General features: G+C 54.7%; 17 protein-coding genes. 10 read left to right on the top strand and 7 right to left on the bottom strand.

From position 1 onward, the window contains the following. Nucleotides 1-71: 71 nt before the first annotated feature. Genes iolG through iolE form a run of 3 tightly spaced genes read left to right on the top strand, consistent with a single transcriptional unit; the run spans nt 72 to nt 2967 of the window. Nucleotides 72-1085: a bifunctional inositol 2-dehydrogenase/D-chiro-inositol 1-dehydrogenase gene (gene iolG / locus AAH450_RS15195; RefSeq protein WP_342910944.1), complete on the top strand. Its 1014-nt coding sequence runs from the start codon at nt 72-74 to the stop codon at nt 1083-1085. Nucleotides 1086-1143: 58 nt separating this feature from the next. Next, on the top strand, nt 1144-2028 hold the full coding sequence (locus AAH450_RS15190; RefSeq protein ID WP_342910943.1) for a sugar phosphate isomerase/epimerase family protein: 885 nt from the start codon (nt 1144-1146) through the stop codon (nt 2026-2028). A gap of 42 nt (nt 2029-2070) precedes the next feature. After that, on the top strand, nt 2071-2967 hold the full coding sequence (gene iolE, locus AAH450_RS15185) for a myo-inosose-2 dehydratase (protein WP_342910942.1): 897 nt from the start codon (nt 2071-2073) through the stop codon (nt 2965-2967). Between the two features lie 102 nt (nt 2968-3069). On the opposite strand, the gene AAH450_RS15180 is transcribed toward iolE, so the two are convergent. Next, nucleotides 3070-3627 (bottom strand): DcrB family lipoprotein, encoded by a 558-nt coding sequence (locus AAH450_RS15180; protein ID WP_342911252.1) that lies wholly within the window; start codon nt 3625-3627, stop codon nt 3070-3072. A 98-nt stretch (nt 3628-3725) separates the two neighbouring features. Next, complete coding sequence (locus tag AAH450_RS15175) at nt 3726-4391, bottom strand: 7-cyano-7-deazaguanine/7-aminomethyl-7-deazaguanine transporter (protein ID WP_342910941.1); 666 nt, start codon at nt 4389-4391, stop codon at nt 3726-3728. A gap of 196 nt (nt 4392-4587) precedes the next feature. On the opposite strand from AAH450_RS15175, the gene tusA reads away from it, so the two are divergent. After that, complete coding sequence (gene tusA, locus AAH450_RS15170; RefSeq protein WP_342910940.1) at nt 4588-4833, top strand: sulfurtransferase TusA; 246 nt, start codon at nt 4588-4590, stop codon at nt 4831-4833. Nucleotides 4834-5211: 378 nt separating this feature from the next. Here tusA and AAH450_RS15165 read toward each other — a convergent pair whose 3' ends face one another. Together AAH450_RS15165 and AAH450_RS15160 are read right to left on the bottom strand one after the other, a co-directional pair. Next, nucleotides 5212-7473, bottom strand: a complete 2262-nt coding sequence (locus tag AAH450_RS15165) for a zinc/cadmium/mercury/lead-transporting ATPase (RefSeq protein WP_342910939.1) — start codon at nt 7471-7473, stop codon at nt 5212-5214. Nucleotides 7474-7566: 93 nt separating this feature from the next. Next, the gene (locus AAH450_RS15160) at nt 7567-8193 is read right to left on the bottom strand and encodes a lysoplasmalogenase (protein ID WP_342910938.1); all 627 of its coding nucleotides are present in this window, start codon (nt 8191-8193) and stop codon (nt 7567-7569) included. Between the two features lie 151 nt (nt 8194-8344). Here AAH450_RS15160 and AAH450_RS15155 point away from each other — a divergent pair, with 151 nt between their 5' ends. After that, nucleotides 8345-8689, top strand: coding sequence for a DUF2500 domain-containing protein (locus tag AAH450_RS15155; protein WP_318789283.1), 345 nt, complete (start codon nt 8345-8347; stop codon nt 8687-8689). A 52-nt stretch (nt 8690-8741) separates the two neighbouring features. Here AAH450_RS15155 and AAH450_RS15150 read toward each other — a convergent pair whose 3' ends face one another. Then, nucleotides 8742-9011 (bottom strand): DUF1145 family protein, encoded by a 270-nt coding sequence (locus tag AAH450_RS15150; RefSeq protein ID WP_342910937.1) that lies wholly within the window; start codon nt 9009-9011, stop codon nt 8742-8744. Then, nucleotides 9001-9606, bottom strand: a complete 606-nt coding sequence (gene rsmD, locus AAH450_RS15145; RefSeq protein ID WP_342910936.1) for a 16S rRNA (guanine(966)-N(2))-methyltransferase — start codon at nt 9604-9606, stop codon at nt 9001-9003. Before rsmD ends, AAH450_RS15150 begins: the two co-directional genes overlap by 11 nt. Nucleotides 9607-9771: 165 nt before the next feature. Here rsmD and ftsY point away from each other — a divergent pair, with 165 nt between their 5' ends. The 4 genes from ftsY (at nt 9772) to rpoH (ending at nt 14203) form a co-directional block, all read left to right on the top strand. Next, a complete protein-coding gene (gene ftsY, locus AAH450_RS15140; RefSeq protein WP_342910935.1) occupies nt 9772-11409 on the top strand; it encodes a signal recognition particle-docking protein FtsY in 1638 nt (545 codons plus the stop codon). 5 nt (nt 11410-11414) lie between these two features. Beyond that, nucleotides 11415-12083 (top strand): cell division ATP-binding protein FtsE, encoded by a 669-nt coding sequence (ftsE, locus tag AAH450_RS15135; RefSeq protein WP_342910934.1) that lies wholly within the window; start codon nt 11415-11417, stop codon nt 12081-12083. Further along, entirely contained in the window at nt 12073-13065 is a 993-nt protein-coding gene (gene ftsX / locus AAH450_RS15130) for a permease-like cell division protein FtsX (protein WP_342910933.1), read from the top strand. Before ftsE ends, ftsX begins: the two co-directional genes overlap by 11 nt. 283 nt (nt 13066-13348) lie before the next feature. Next, entirely contained in the window at nt 13349-14203 is an 855-nt protein-coding gene (gene rpoH / locus AAH450_RS15125) for an RNA polymerase sigma factor RpoH (protein ID WP_342910932.1), read from the top strand. 80 nt (nt 14204-14283) lie between these two features. Here the strand turns inward: rpoH and panM are convergent, their stop codons facing one another. Beyond that, nucleotides 14284-14682, bottom strand: a complete 399-nt coding sequence (gene panM, locus AAH450_RS15120) for an aspartate 1-decarboxylase autocleavage activator PanM (protein ID WP_342910931.1) — start codon at nt 14680-14682, stop codon at nt 14284-14286. Between the two features lie 387 nt (nt 14683-15069). Here panM and AAH450_RS15115 point away from each other — a divergent pair, with 387 nt between their 5' ends. After that, nucleotides 15070-16185 carry a branched-chain amino acid ABC transporter substrate-binding protein gene (locus AAH450_RS15115; protein ID WP_342910930.1) on the top strand — a complete coding sequence of 372 codons (1116 nt, stop codon included), beginning with the start codon at nt 15070-15072 and terminating at the stop codon, nt 16183-16185. Nucleotides 16186-16194 lie beyond the last annotated feature (9 nt).

Genomic DNA, 16194 nt, shown 5'->3' with positions numbered 1-16194 from the left:
AACCGGTCATCGCCCCAGCATAGTGGCGGGGCCGGATACCGCGCTGAACCCTACATGATGAAGGATATGCTATGACTCTCAGACTCGGTGTTATCGGTACAGGTGCAATTGGTCAGGAACACATTCGCCGTTGCAGCAAAGTGTTGCAGGGGGCAAAAGTGGTCGCCGTCTCCGACATCAATATTGATGGCGCGAAAGGTATCGTCAGCCGCTTAGGGTTGGAGGCGGAAGTCTATGCCAACGGTCATGATGTGATTGCCTCTCCCGATGTGGATGCGCTGATTGTGACTTCGTGGGACCCCACGCACGAAGAGTTTACCCTTGCTGCCGTAGCTGCCGGTAAACCGGTATTTTGCGAAAAGCCGCTGGCGCTGAGCGCGGAAGGGTGCCGCCGTATTGTCGATGCAGAAATTGCATACGGTAAGCGCCTGGTGCAAGTCGGGTTTATGCGTCCTTATGATGCTGGCTACCGTGCGTTAAAGCAGGTTATTACCAACGGCGATATCGGTGAACCTCTGATGCTGCACTGCGCGCACCGCAACCCTACCGTTCCTGAAAGCTATACCACGGATATGGCCATCACCAATACGCTGATCCATGAGCTGGATGTGCTGCGCTGGCTGACGGAGGACGACTATAAATCTGTGCAGGTAGTGTTCCCGCGCTCTACCAAAAACAGCCATGCAAAGCTGCGTGACCCGCAGATAGTGCTGTTTGAAACACAGAAAGGCACCCGTATCGATGTCGAAATCTTTGTGAACTGTGCCTATGGCTACGACATTCAGTGCGAGGTGGTAGGGGAAACGGGGATCGCCAGACTGCCAGAGCCTGCTGCGGTGCAGATGCGTAAAGAGGCAAAACTCTCGACCGCTATTCTCACCGACTGGAAAGATCGTTTTATTGACGCTTATGACGTTGAACTACAAGCCTTTATCAACGATGCAACGGCTGGCAAGCTACAGGGGCCTTCTGCCTGGGATGGCTATGCGGCCTCCGTCGCGGCTGATGCCTGTCTGAAAGCGCAGGAGAGCGGGGCCATTGAAGCCGTTGAGCTGCCGCCTCGCCCGGCGTTCTATAACAAGTAATGCCCTTTTCCCCGCCGGTGGCGGGGAAAACGCTGAACCGATCCTCAGGGAGAAACAGATGAAAATCGCTTTTGACGTTGATGTCATCAAAGAGATGGGCATTACCAGAATGGTCCATCAGGTAGCGGACTGGGGCTACAAATATATTGAGCAGTCCCCGCATCCTCAGATCAACCCGTTTTACAAGCACCCCAAGGCCAGCCGGGAGATCATCACCGAATATAAAAATGCGCTGCGTGAAACGGGCGTGGAGATCTCCTCCTTTATCGTCGTCTATCGCTGGTCCGGTCCGGATGAGGCGCGCCGTCAGGCCGCCGTGCGTAACTGGAAGCGGATGATTGAGATTGCGGTGGAAACCGGCGTGCAGGTGATCAATACCGAGCTATCCGGGACGCCAAACGAGCCGGAGATCTGCGAAGAGATGTTCTACCGCTCGATGGAAGAGCTGCTGCCCATCGTCGAGCGTGAAGGTATTCGTATCGAAATTCAGTCCCACCCCTGGGACTTCTGTGAAGAAAATAATGAAACGGCGGACCTGGTAAAATCGTTCCGCAGTGAAAACGTCAAGTATCTCTATAGCGTGCCGCACACCTTCTTCTATGACAAAGGCAAGGGCGACGTTAAAAGCATGCTGGAGTATGCAGGCGACGATCTGTCGCACGTGCTGATTGCCGATACCATGAACCACACTAAGCATTGCCGCTATATCGTGAACCCGCCTGGCGTGGATGCCGTTGTCCATCAGCATGTGGGCGTGGGTGAAGGGGAGGTCGATTTCGCCACCCTGTTCCAGACTCTGCGTGAAATGGACTTTGCTAACCGGAGTTACAAAGTTGGCGGAGAGTCGATTATTGCCTCTTCCCTGTTCGGTTATCCGGAAAAAATGCCGCGTCAGGCGGTGGAAACCCGCGAGCTAATCGAGCGTGAACTGCTGAACCGTTAGTCCGTAGCGGCACCGCCGCCTTATCCCTTACGAGAAAAGACGATGAATAAAGATAACGTGAAGCTGGCGATAGCGCCGATTGGCTGGACCAACGACGATATGCCGGAGCTGGGGGCGGAGAATACCTTTCAGCAAATCGTCAGCGAAATGGCGCTGGCAGGGTTTACCGGCAGTGAGGTTGGCAGTAAGTATCCGCGCGATCCGGCCGTGCTGAAACCGATGCTGGAGATACGTGGTCTGCAAATTTGCAACGCCTGGTTCAGCACCTTTTTTGCCAGGGGTGATAAAGCGAAGACCATTGATGAATTTATTAACCATCGTGATTTTCTGCATGCCTTAGGGGCCAAAGTGATTGGGTGTTCTGAGCAGAGCAGAAGCATTCAGGGAACGACGCTGTCGGTGCTGGACGAGAAGCCCAATTTCAGCGATGAAGAGTGGCGCTTAACGGCGGAAGGCTACAACGAGCTGGCGAAGCTGGCGGCTGAGAAAGGCATGCAGGTCGCTCTGCATCATCATATGGGCACGGCCATTCAGACTACGGAAGAGATTGACCGCTTTATGGCCCTGACCAACGATGATGTCTACCTGCTGTTCGACACCGGCCACGCTTACTACTCTGAAGGCAGCCAGGCAAAGATGCTGGCGATCCTGAAAAAGTACCTGCCGCGTATCAATCACATCCACCTCAAAGACGTGCGTGATGAGGTGGTCGCCCAGGTCAGGAGTCAGAAAATGTCCTTCCTGGACGGCGTGAAAAAGGGCACCTTCACCGTGCCGGGCGATGGCGTTATCGACTTTATGCCGGTATTTTCCCTGTTGGATGAGGCAGGCTATAAAGGCTGGATGGTGGTCGAAGCTGAACAGGATCCGGCGTTAGCCAATCCGTTTGAATACGCGGTAAAGGCCCGAAAATACATTCGCGAGCATGCGGGCCTGTAGCCGCAACAGAGAGATTTTTTGCCGCTGAATGCGTATAAAAAAGCCCCGGTCAGTTGATCGGGGCTTTTTATTGATGCGTTCGTGCGCTTACGTCAACGCTGTTTATTTCAACGTAATCGTATTGATAATATTTTCTGCATCGGTCTGCGACTGCTGCTGATTATCGGCGGGCAGGGTGATCTGCAACGTCAGCAGTTTGCCGTCAACCTTCGCCAGCACCACGGAGGACCAGGAAGATTGATTCTTGGCAGAGATGACCGTATCGAGCCGCTGGGCAGGCTGGCCTTTCAGATCCACCGACTTGTTCGTCACTACCTGCAACTGCGGGTCACGGTTGCGCTGCTGCTGCTCAAGGCGTTTAGCCAGCACATCCAGGCCATCGGTTGTCGTATCGCCTTCGATAACGATAATCGCTTTCTGTCCGGTCGCATCGGCATAGACGTGCATGTTATTCGCCTGCGTACCGAGCTTGCCGCTCTGATCGGACATACCGGCAGGCAGCGTGAAGCCCAGTTTACCCTCCATCAGGGTCACATTTTGCGAGCTTTGGCTGCTGCTGACGCCGTTGTCATCAGCAGAGGCTTTATCCTCTTTGCCGTCGCAGGCGGCCAGTCCAACCACCAGTAAACCGATACCGGCATATTTCAGTAAGTTACGCATCATGATCCCTTTTACGTTAGTCGTGTGCTGCAATAGAGCCACTCATAAAATAGCAATCAGCTGGCAAAAGCAACCGCCGGCCTGTTACCGCCTTCAGCTTAACCGAAGTTGACCTGCGCGCGACTCGATTTTTCCGCCAGGCGCTTAAGCATCGCATTTAACAGCAAACCGTAAGCGGGCAGGAAGAAAATCATGCAGATAAGCACCTTAAAGCTGTAGTCCACCAGCGCGATTTCCACCCAGTTCTGCGCCATAAACGGGTCCGGGCTCTTATAGAAGGCGATAAAGAAGAAGGCCAGCGTATCGCTGATGTTGCCCAGGAACATGGCGGAGGCGGGCGCAATCCACCATTGAGGCAGCTTACGCAGGCGGTTAAAGACGTGAACATCCAGAATCTGTCCCAGCGCATAAGCCATAAAGCTGGCGCAGGCGATACGGGCAACAAAGAGGTTAACCTCTTTCAGCGCGGAAAATCCCTGCCATTCACCCTGATAGAAGAGGGCGGAGATGCTGTAGGAGATAAACAGCGCCGGAACCATTACCGCCAGAATAATACGACGAGCCAGCGGCGCGCCAAAAATCCGCACGGTGAGATCGGTTGCCAGGAAGATAAACGGAAAGCTGAAGGCGCCCCATGTGGTATGGAAGCCGAAAACAGAGATCGGCAGCTGTACCAGATAGTTACTGGAGGTGATCACCAGCACGTGGAACAACGACAGCCAGACCAGCGCATGCGTGCGCTGACTTTTCGAGAATGAAATCATCTTGTAGCCTTTTTGAAAGTTGGGGTGAGGGAACCCAATGAAAATGGTCTTGCTTAGCAAGTGCGCGGCATATTACCGAAACAGAGTGCTAATGCAATGGTTAATTTTAGCGCAAACGTTATCGTTATCTGCGCACTTGCACAGGCGAAGGGGGTGGGTAAAATAAATGCCGTCACTGAACCCTAAAGAGAGTGTTATGAGCGATCTGTTCGCCAATCCCGACCAAACCCTGGATGCCATGGGGCTACGCTGTCCCGAGCCTGTGATGATGGTGCGTAAAACCGTGCGCCATATGCAGGAGGGCGAAACCCTGCTGATTATTGCCGACGATCCCGCCACAACCCGCGATATTCCGGGCTTCTGCCGTTTTATGGAGCACACATTGATGGCGCAAAGCACTGAACAGGTGCCCTATAAATATCTGTTAAAGAAAGGGCTGTAGAAAGCGCATTGCCTGAGGGTTCAGTGTTCCGGTAAGCAGGGGGATGCGGCATCCAGGCTTGCGCTAATGCCACGCAACATATCAAAGTTAACATTTTGCACTACGGCGTCTCGGATAACGTTCTGTATGGCAATGCCTTACCACTACCGGTTTCGCAGTAAAGTGTGCAGAAAGGAAAGGGCGTCTGTGAATTCCGGCTATCTGGTCAGGGAGAGCGGGCTGAACACAAAAACGCCGTGAAATCTCCCTGATGGCTGCGAAGCGGCGTCCGTGCCGCTTAGCTTTTGCTTATCAGCCCGTTCTCCCTTCCCCTGAGGCTTCAACATTGTCTGCCCGAAAACTTCAGCATGGGTGAGATAACGCCGGGTTGGGATCTGGTCAGCTTTTGCGCAGCAGGCGCAATGCGTTAGCGGTTACTAACGCTGTAGCACCTGAATCGGCAAGAACCGCCAGCCACAAGCCGGTGAGGCCCATCAGCGTGGTGATCAGAAAAAGCCCTTTCAACCCCAGCGCAATAGTGACGTTCTGGCGAATATTGGCATGCGTCGCTCTGGAGAGCCGGATCATTGTTGCCAGACCGCCCAGCCGATTATGCGTCAGCGCGGCGTCGGCGGTTTCCAGCGCCACATCGCTGCCGCTGCCCATGGCAATGCCGATAGTGGCGGCTTTCATCGCGGGCGCATCATTAATGCCGTCACCGACCATGGCGACAGGCTGCTGTTGATTAAGCTCGCCGATGGCGGTCACTTTGTCTGCGGGCAGCAAGCCGGCACGGTAATCAATGCCCAGCTCCCCGGCAATGGCGGCTGCGGCACGAGGGTTATCGCCGGTCAGCATAACCACCTGAATGTTCATCGATTTCAGCTCCGTCAGCGCAGCTAAAGCATCGGCCCGTAACGTATCACGCAGCACAATAAGCGCGGTTGGCTGGCTCTCTTCCAGCAGAACCACCACCGTGTTGCCTCCGGCTTCCAGCCGGGTAACCTCTTCCGCCTGACGGGAAGAGAGCACTTTTTCCGCCAGGCGGCCCGGTGCGCTGATTAAAAGTTTGTGACCACTAACTACTGCTTCCACGCCGCTGCCTGCAAGCGCCCGCTGCTCGCTGGCCTGGGGGAGCGCCAGCTTTCTTTCTGCCGCCTGCGCCACTATCGCTTTCGCCAGCGGGTGTGAAGAACCGCTTTCCACCGCCGCCGCTTTTGCCAGTAGTGACGCTTCAGGCTCTTTGGTCAGCGGCACAATGGCGACAACCTGCGGTTTGCCTTGCGTTAGCGTGCCTGTTTTATCGAAAGCCAGGGTGCGAACCGCATTCAGACTTTCCAGCGCTGCGCCGCCTTTGATCAGCACCCCACGGCGGGAAGCAGCAGCCAGGCCAGAGGTGATGGCTGCCGGCGTCGATATCACCAGTGCGCAAGGGCAGCCAATCAGCAGCAGCGTCAGACCTTTATAGGTCCACAGCTGCCACTCTGCCGCCATCAGCAGCGGCGGGATGATTGCCGTCAGCAGGGCTAACCCCATGATTATCGGCGTATAAATCCGGCTGAAACGGTCCAGAAAACGCTCAATGGGCGCCCGGTTCGATTCCGCCTCTTCAATCAGATGCAGGATGCGGTCAATCGCACTCTCACCTGGCTCAGAAACCACTTCCAGCAGAACCTGGCGGTCAACGCTCAGGCAGCCCGCGGCAACAGCTTCGCCCTGCTGGCGCTCAACCGGCACCGACTCTCCGGTCAGGGCACTTTCATCAAAGCTGGCGAAGGGGGAGAGCAGGCGCGCATCCGCTGGTAACCGCGATCCCGCCGCAACCTCAATCTTGTCGCCTGGTCGCAGGGCGCTAAGCGGAACCGTTTCCCGCACGTTGCCGTTCAGCCGGGTAGCTTCTTCAGGTTTCAGGGCCATTAAAGCCGTGACGCCGCGCCGCGCCCGACCGGCAGCAAAGGACTCAAGCCGCTCGCCGAGCAGGAACAGCAGCAGCACCATAGCCGCTTCCGCCGTGGCACCAATAAACAGAGCGCCAATGGCCGCAACGCTCATCAGCGTTTCAATGGCAAACGGCGTTCCGCTGCGGATCAGGCGAAGGGCGTTGCGGGCGACAGGCCAGACGCCAACCAGCGTGGTCAGCGTGAAGGCAATCTCGCCTGCCTGCGGGTGGATGATCTGGAGCAGCCAGCTGACAAGCATTAATCCGCACAGCAAAAGCAGGGTGCGGTTCTCCTGCCAGAAACCGGAAGAGGGTGCGGCTGTGTGAGGGGCATTGCTGAGTTTCAGCCTGAAACCCGCTCTGGAAACGGCGGCTTCCACCTGCTGACGGATATCCTTCTCTGCGCTGACCACCAGCTTTTCGGTGGCAAACAGCACCCGCGCCTGAGCAACATCAGGCAAATTGCTGACGGCCTTTTCAATTTTACGGGCGCAGGCTGGGCAGTCCATCCCTTCGATTAACCAGCTAAAACGTGTTCTGTCGCTTTCCTCATCACCCCCACTGCCCGAACCCTCGTCCGCCTCACGGCAACAGCTTGATTCAGGCGTGGCTGGGGTAACAGGCGTCATTTTTTTAATGACGGGGCGAGATTTAGTGCTGCATTCAGCCTGGCCGGAAGGATGGCGATGACCACAAGAGCAAGGGGATGAGTGTAAGTGCATAACGCCTCCTGATAAGTAACGGCGGGAAAGGCTCCCGCCGATACGTCATCATACACTCTGGAGTGGACTCCAGAGTCAAGGCCTTTGCTGCGTTTACAGGTAGAGTGAGCGCACAATCATAAAGTGGCCAACAAAATAGCAAGCGGCAACAATCGCGCTGTCGGAGGTAAAACGACGACGATAGTGACTGATAAGCCAGACAATATTCGCCAGCAGCAGCAGTGAACTACCAATCATCAGCGTGAAGCTGTAATCCGTTGGACGGAAGAAGTAGTGCTCTGTGGTCAGCCAGACCATCAGCAAGGTCATGCCGATAAAGGTACAGATCGGCCAACGCAGATCCTCCAGGCGCGACCAGATGGTGGCAATCAGCGCTGCGCCAATAATCAGCAGCGCCAGCGGTATGGGCCAGAAAAAGGTCAGCGTCATGTGGCTGGCGAAGCAGATAGTGTAGAGCAGGTGGGAGAGGAAGAAAGCGCCTATCGCATAGAGCATACGCCGGTTAGGCAGCAGGGTCAGCGCATCACCAACAAGCGTGGCGAGCAGGCCAAACAGGATAAGATAATCTGTAGTGTTGAGAACCGGAGCCTGCCAGGCCAGCGCTAAAAGCAGCAGCAGCGTGACGGGTTTAAATACCCAGCGTTGCCATTGAGGACCACGATAGGAGGCGTCAACATATAACCAACCGGAAAAAAGCACTGCCAGAAACGACCAAATCATAATGTGTCCCTTTGTTTTCAGGTGCAAAACTCCACAAATCTCAATTGAGTTTAGGCCAGGCTATCACGATGTGACAATGGGATGGCTCTGGTTGTATCCTTTCAGGCCAGTAAATCATCTGCATTGTCTGATAATGAGAAAGAAGGAAAATATGAAGCTTCTGTTTTTCGTCGTACTGGCTGTGATTGCCGTACTGGCCACGCGCCAGTTTATTAAGCAGCGCAGAGAAGTCGCCGTGAATGACGCTTCTCCGGTGCGTTCTATGCCGGCTGAAGTAAAAGCCAAGCGCGAGTTCCCACTGCCTGACCGTCGGTCACGCCAGCGTGAGGTTATTCCGGTTGAAGAGATGCGCTTTGAGGCGTGGTTCCATCCGCTGAATGGCGCAGGGGATTTTAAACTGGTTCTCAAAGAAAAAGATTATAATCAGATAGATAAAGGCGACAGAGGGCAATTGAAGGTGCAGGGAACGCGTTTTATCTCCTTTAACGCTAACTGAGCGCCAGCCGAAAGCGCCTGGCCTGTCAGCGCTTTCGGCTGCTTTTCTGTTTTTACTTTTTCCCCAAAAACTTCTTTTGCCAGGCCAGCAGTTCAAACACGCCAAAAAAGAAGATTTTGATCTGCATCAGGCCGCTCAGCTTTGGCGCATCCTTTGGCTGCGTGGCACGCATCAGCACCAGTTGCAGGCCGTGCATGACCACCATGAAAAACAGCGCAACATCAATAAAGTATTTCAGCGGTTTGGGAAACGGATGCACCAGGTTGAGCAGTAAAAATGCCCAGACACAGATCATCAGTAAACGGCCTGCATTAATCAGCATTTTTCTGTTCCTTCTCAGTAACCTGGCGGTGATAGAGGCGATAAGCTACCTGGCCCGCTATTTTTTCCCGGTAGAGCTGCCAGCTTACCGGCACCGGCGGCAGGCCGTGCTCCACTTCGCTTTCCACATAAATCAGCGCGCTTTCCGCCAGCCAGCCCTGGGTTTCCAGCTGGACGATGGTCTGTTCCAGCAGCCCCTTACGGAAAGGCGGATCGATAAATATCAGATCGTGTGGTTCGCCGCCCTGCGCCAGAAACTGTAGGGTATTCACGTTTATCACCCGGCCTGTTTTTGCGCCCAGCGTGGCCAGATTCTTCTCCAGCTGCTGGGCTACCGGGCGTTCCAGCTCCAGCAGTGTCGCTGAGGCGGCATGACGGGAGAGAGCCTCCAGCCCCAGCGCCCCACTTCCGGCAAAACAATCCAGACAGCGGGCGCCCTGAATATCGGGTGCCAGCCAGTTAAATAACGTTTCACGAACGCGATCGGTCGTTGGACGCAGTCCGGCGCTGTCCGGCACCGGAAGTTTTCTGCCGCGCCACAGACCGCCAATAATGCGGATTTGTCCGGCGCCACCGCCACGGGGTTTTTTATTCATGCTGCTGAACTCTACATAATTTGTTGCACAGTTTAACGCGCGATCGGGGCGGAGGAAACGTAAAAAGGGTGCTGTGTTGCGTTAGCAGGAAAGTGTTAGACTAGGGGATTAAGATGATTTTCAGAGACCTGACAGTTTTTTCCCCGCGAGGAGTGTGGTTGCACCATGGCAAAAAATAAAAAACGTGGCTTTTTTTCCTGGCTGGGATTAGGGCGTGAGGAGCAGGCGCCTCAGGAAGAGATAAAAGAGACGTCAGAGGAACAGCAGCCCGCGGCTGAGACAGCAGATGAGGTCACACCAGCGGCTGAACAGCGCGCGGAAGAGATCGTTGAAGTGACGGAAACCGTTGCTCAGCAGCAGGCCGCCCACGCTGAAGAAGCGTTGAAGGCGCGCCCGACAGAAGAGACTCTGCCGGAAGTGGTGGCTGAAGTTAAGCCAGCGCCTGAAGAAGAGTACCTGCCGGAAGAGGTTGCTGAAGTTAAGCCAGCGCCTGAAGAAGAATATCTGCCGGAAGAGGTTGCTGAGGTTAAGCCAGCGCCTGAAGAAGAATATCTGCCGGAAGAGGTTGCTGAGGTTAAGCCAGCGCCTGAAGAAGAATATCTGCCGGAAGAGGTTGCTGAAGTTAAGTCAGCGCCTGAAGAAGAATATCTGCCGGAAGAGGTTGCTGAGGTTAAGCCAGCGCCTGAAGAAGAATACCTGCCGGAAGAAGTGGCTGAAGTCGAGCCGGAAGAGGAGATCTCTCCGGAAGAGCTGGAAGCCCTGGCCCTGGCGGCTGGTGATGCAGAGTCCGGCCAAATTAACGAGGAAGAGTCTGTTGCCGCGGCGTTAGCCAAAGTAGAGCAGGCCGACAGCTCAGAGCAGGCGGAACAACAGCGGCCAACCAAAGAGGGCTTCTTTGCCCGCCTGAAACGCAGCCTGGTGAAAACGCGTCAGAATCTGGGTTCCGGGTTTATTGGGCTGTTCCGCGGCAAAAAGATTGACGACGATCTCTTTGAGGAGCTGGAAGAGCAACTGCTGATCGCTGACGTCGGGGTGGAAACCACGCGCCGCATCATCAGCAATCTTACCCAGCAGGCAAACCGCAAGCAGCTGCGCGATGCAGAAGCGCTTTACGGGCTGCTGAAGCAGGAAATGTCAGAGATTCTGGCTAAAGTGGAAGCGCCGCTGGATGTCAGCCGCAAAACGCCTTTCGTTATTCTGATGGTGGGCGTTAACGGCGTGGGTAAAACCACCACCATTGGCAAACTGGCGCGCCAGTATCAGGCTGAAGGCAAATCCGTCATGCTGGCCGCAGGGGATACCTTCCGTGCCGCAGCGGTGGAACAGCTTCAGGTCTGGGGAGAGCGCAATAAGATTCCGGTGATTGCGCAGCAAACGGGTGCAGACTCTGCGTCAGTGATTTTCGATGCCATCCAGGCCGCCAAAGCGCGTCATGTTGATGTATTGATTGCCGATACCGCAGGACGCCTGCAAAACAAAGCGCACCTGATGGAAGAATTAAAGAAAATTACCCGCGTGATGAAAAAGCTGGACGAACAGGCGCCGCATGAAGTGATGCTGACCATCGATGCCAGTACCGGTCAGAACGCCATCAGCCAGACTAAGCTGTTCCATGAGGCGGTGGGCCTGACGGGGATCACCCTGACCAAGCTGGACGGCACGGCAAAAGGGGGCGTGATCTTCTCAGTAGCCGATCAGTTTGCCATTCCTATCCGCTATATCGGCGTAGGGGAAGGCATTGAAGATTTACGCTCGTTTAAGGCTGACGATTTTATAGAGGCACTTTTTGCCCGAGAGGACTAATTAGGATGATTCGCTTTGAAGAGGTCAGTAAGGCTTATCTCGGCGGTCGGCAAGCGCTTCAGGGGGTAGATTTCCATCTTCGCCCCGGCGAAATGGCGTTTCTGACCGGACACTCTGGCGCGGGGAAAAGTACCTTGCTGAAGCTGATTTGTGGCATTGAGCGCCCAAGCGCTGGCCATATCTGGTTCAGCGGGCATGACATCAGCCGCCTGAAAAGCAGTGAAGTGCCGTTTTTACGCCGTCAGATCGGCATGATTTTCCAGGATCACCACCTGTTAATGGACCGTTCCGTCTACGACAACGTGGCGATCCCGCTGATTATTGCCGGTGCCAGCGGAGAAGATATCCGCCGCCGCGTTTCTGCCGCGCTGGATAAGGTGGGGCTGCTGGATAAAGCTAAAAGCTATCCGATCCAGCTTTCCGGCGGTGAGCAGCAGCGCGTGGGCATTGCCCGTGCGGTGGTGAACAAACCCGCAGTGCTGCTGGCAGATGAGCCTACCGGTAACCTGGACGACGCGCTGTCGGAAGATATTTTGCGTCTGTTTGAAGAATTTAACAGAGTTGGCGTCACCGTTTTGATGGCAACCCACGATCGGGCGCTGATAGCCCGGCGTAACTACCGCCTGATGACGCTGAATCAGGGACGTTTGCACGGAGGTCAGGGTGGCGAATAAACGCAATTCCCGGTCGCCCGCTCCTAAAGCGGCAAGGCAAAAGCAGCCCTCAAAAAGCAAGGCGCTGAAAGGTGGCTGGCAGGAACAGTGGCGCTATGCGCTGCGTGGTACGCTGTCTGACATGTGGCGTCAGCCGCTGGCTACGCTGCTGACGGTGATGGTGATTGCCATCTCGCTGACGCTGCCCAGCGTCTGCTATATGGTGTGGAAAAACGTCAACCAGGCGGCGGAGCAGTGGTATCCGGCCCCGCAGCTGACGGTCTACCTGAGCAAAACGCTGGATGATGACGCTGCCGAAAACGTTGTCGCGCAGCTGAAGAAAGAGGAGGGTGTCGACAAGGTTAACTATCTGTCGCGCGAAGAGGCGATGGGCGAATTCCGCAACTGGTCTGGCTTTGGCGGGGCGATGGATATGCTTGAGCAGAATCCGTTACCGGCGGTAGCCATCATCACGCCAAAACTGACCTTCCAGAACTCCGACACCATGAACAACCTTAGCGCTCGCGTAGCGAAAGTGCAGGGCGTGGATGAGGTAAAAATGGATGACAGCTGGTTTGCCCGCCTGGCGGCGCTGACCGGTCTGGTTGGGCAGGTAGCGGCGATGATCGGCGTGCTGATGATAGTGGCGGTGTTCCTGGTGATAGGGAACAGCGTACGGCTGAGCATCTTTGCCCGTCGTGACACCATTAACGTGCAGAAGCTGATTGGCGCGACGGACGGTTTTATCCTGCGCCCGTTCCTCTATGGCGGCGCGCTGCTGGGCTTTGCCGGGGCGCTGCTTTCGCTGATCCTTTCTGAGGTGCTGGTGTTCCGTCTGGAGACGGTGGTGACACAGGTGGCTGCCGTATTTGGCACGACCTTTAACCTGACCGGCCTGGCATGGGATGAGAGCCTGTTGCTGCTGCTGATCTCAGCAATGATTGGCTGGATAGCGGCCTGGCTGGCGACGGTACAACATTTACGTCGATTTACGCCACAGTAACCCCTTTACACGTTTTTTTGTTATAATGTTCCTCTGTTGCATGGCTACTGTGCCGCAGAGGAAGTCATCTTTTTGTCACTTCCTCCAGCAATACTTCTCCTGCCAGATGGTGTGTAGTTTATTCACCGTGAATAGTGAACTTGTGGATAACTTTGACGTCGAAGTAGCACAGATTGCGTTTAATTCTGGCTGCCGTTCACGTAATCTTGTGAATTGAGCAGGGAAACCGGCGCCGCTTTAAGATATGAGGGCGCAGCATCATAATTAAAGAGAGAGGGTTTGAATGACCAAAGAAATGCAAACTTTAGCTATTGCTCCCTTAGGCAACCTGGATTCCTATATCCGGGCGGCCAATGCCTGGCCTATGCTGACGGCAGAAGAGGAAAAAGCGCTGGCTGAACGGCTGCATTACCAGGGCGATCTGGAAGCAGCTAAGACGCTGATCCTGTCTCACCTGCGCTTTGTTGTTCATGTCGCTCGTAACTACTCAGGCTATGGCCTGCCGCAGGCTGACCTGATCCAGGAAGGAAACATCGGCCTGATGAAAGCGGTTCGCCGTTTTAATCCGGAAGTAGGCGTGCGTCTGGTGTCGTTCGCGGTGCACTGGATCAAAGCTGAAATTCACGAATATGTCCTGCGTAACTGGCGTATTGTGAAAGTGGCCACCACCAAAGCTCAGCGCAAGCTGTTCTTTAACCTGCGTAAAGCCAAGCAGCGTCTGGGCTGGTTTAATCAGGATGAGGTGGAGATGGTCGCGCGTGAACTGGGCGTAACCAGCAAAGACGTACTGGAAATGGAGTCGCGTATGGCGGCCCAGGACATGACGTTTGATCCAACGCCGGATGATGAAGGCGAAGGGCGCTCCATGGCTCCTATGCTCTATTTGCAGGATAAATCTTCTGACTTTGCCAACGGCATTGAGGAAGATAACTGGGACTCTCACGCGGCTGATAAACTCAGCGATGCGATGCTGGGTCTTGATGAGCGTAGCCAGGATATCATCCGTGCCCGCTGGCTGGACGATGACAACAAAACCACGTTGCAGGAGCTGGCTGATAAATATGGCGTTTCCGCAGAGCGCGTTCGTCAGCTGGAAAAAAATGCGATGAAAAAACTGCGTGTCGCTATTGAAGCGTAAGGCATGCTGTTAACGAGAAAAGGGCGACTCTGGTCGCCCTTTTCTGTATCTGTACCCTGAAATTACCTTTGCTGGCTTGCTCAGTAGTGGGCCAACCTGCCCCAGCCACCTGCCTGCGCAATAAAGCCGCCGTGCTGCATAAATGCGGCCATCGTTGCCCGCTCTTCCACGCCAGAATCCGCCAGCCACCACTGGGTTATTGAGGGGTTTTGCGCCAGCAGCTCCGCAAGCAGATAACTGCCCACTCCCCGACGACGCGTCACTTCCCGCACGACGAAATCCGCCAGCTCTCCCTGCGTTCCTTTTATCGTTACCTGTACCGCAGCCAGCAGACGGTCGTTAAACCTGGCCGCCCAGATCTGTTGCTCTTCAGTAAGCGCCTTTTCCAGCGTTTTGATATCGGCAGCAGGCCAGATTTTCGCCAGATCCAGCCTATCCTGATCGGAGAAGTGGTGCAGCCTGATGATGGTGAGTTTCATTGTCATTACCGGACTAGTACGAAAGGCATATTGTAGCGAAATTATGCAAAGAGGGGCGCGTAACTTTTCCTGTACGAAAACAAAGCAATCTGTTTATTGCACCGCACCAGACCAGGGTAAATACTTAACCTTGCTCTGAAAAGCAGCATAACCCGCTATCCTGGCGCGCGAAATGCCACGGTTACTGCCAGCGTTTTCCTCTGTGCGACAGGGGGATTTCTGAATGTGTCAGTTGATTTACAGAAGAAAACTCCTGTTTAATAACCTGAAAATTAAAGCCTTATTACTAAAAATTGCCTTAATTCGTGATAACTCCTTCTTTCTATGAGGGTTTATCAGCGGCTTAACGGTAATAAAACAGCAATCACAACAGATGGGGTAGTTTGGATGAAAATCACGAAAGGTAGCGCGTTCCTGGCGGGTTGTGTGGCACTGGCGATGAGCCACGCTGCCGTGGCCAAAGATATTAAAGTGGCCATTGTTGGCGCGATGTCCGGACCGGTGGCGCAGTATGGCGATATGGAATTCACCGGCGCTAAACAGGCGATTGCTGATATCAACGCCAAAGGCGGCATTAACGGCGACAAACTGGTTGGCGTGGAATATGACGATGCCTGCGACCCAAAACAGGCCGTGGCCGTTGCCAACAAAGTGATTAACGACGGCATTCGCTACGTGATTGGTCACCTCTGCTCCTCTTCTACTCAGCCCGCTTCCGACATCTATGAAGATGAAGGTGTGCTGATGATCACGCCAGCTGCCACTAACGCCGATCTCACCACTCGTGGTTATAAAATGATCATGCGTACCACCGGGCTGGACTCCGATCAGGGGCCTACAGCGGCAAAATACATTTTGAGTGAAATCAAGCCGCAGCGCATTGCCGTTATCCATGACAAGCAGCAGTATGGTGAAGGCCTGGCGCGCTCTGTCCAGGAGAGCCTGAAAAAAACGGGCGGCAACGTGGTGATGTTTGAAGGGATCACCGCTGGCGACAAAGATTTCTCTACGCTGGTTGCGCGCCTGAAGAAAGAGAACGTCGATTTTGTCTACTTTGGCGGTTACTACCCGGAAATGGGCCAAATCCTGCGTCAGGCTCGTGCTGCCGGCATGAAAACCCAGTTTATGGGGCCTGAAGGTGTAGGTAACTCTTCCCTCTCTAATATCGCCGGTGCAGCTTCTGAAGGCATGCTGGTTACCCTGCCGAAGCGTTACGATCAGGTTCCGGCGAACAAACCGATTGTCGATGCGCTGAAAGCCAAAAAACTGGATTCAACCGGACCTTTCGTCTGGACCACCTATGCTGCTTTGCAGGCGCTGACTACCGGCATGGAGCGCAGCAAAAGCGCAGAGCCAGAAGAGATCGCGAAAAACCTGAAAGAGGGCGCACCCGTTCCCACCGTGATGGGCGACCTGAGCTGGGACGCAAAAGGCGATCTGAAAGGCTTTGAGTTCGGCATTTTCAAATGGCACGCAGACGGTTCCTCATCCGCCGTGAAATAACCCAGTCTG

Source organism: Erwinia magellanica (genome assembly GCF_039023495.1).
Taxonomy (GTDB): Bacteria; Pseudomonadota; Gammaproteobacteria; order Enterobacterales; family Enterobacteriaceae; genus Erwinia.
The sequence above is the reverse complement of the archived record's forward strand: the minus strand, read 5'-3'. Positions and strand labels throughout refer to the sequence as shown.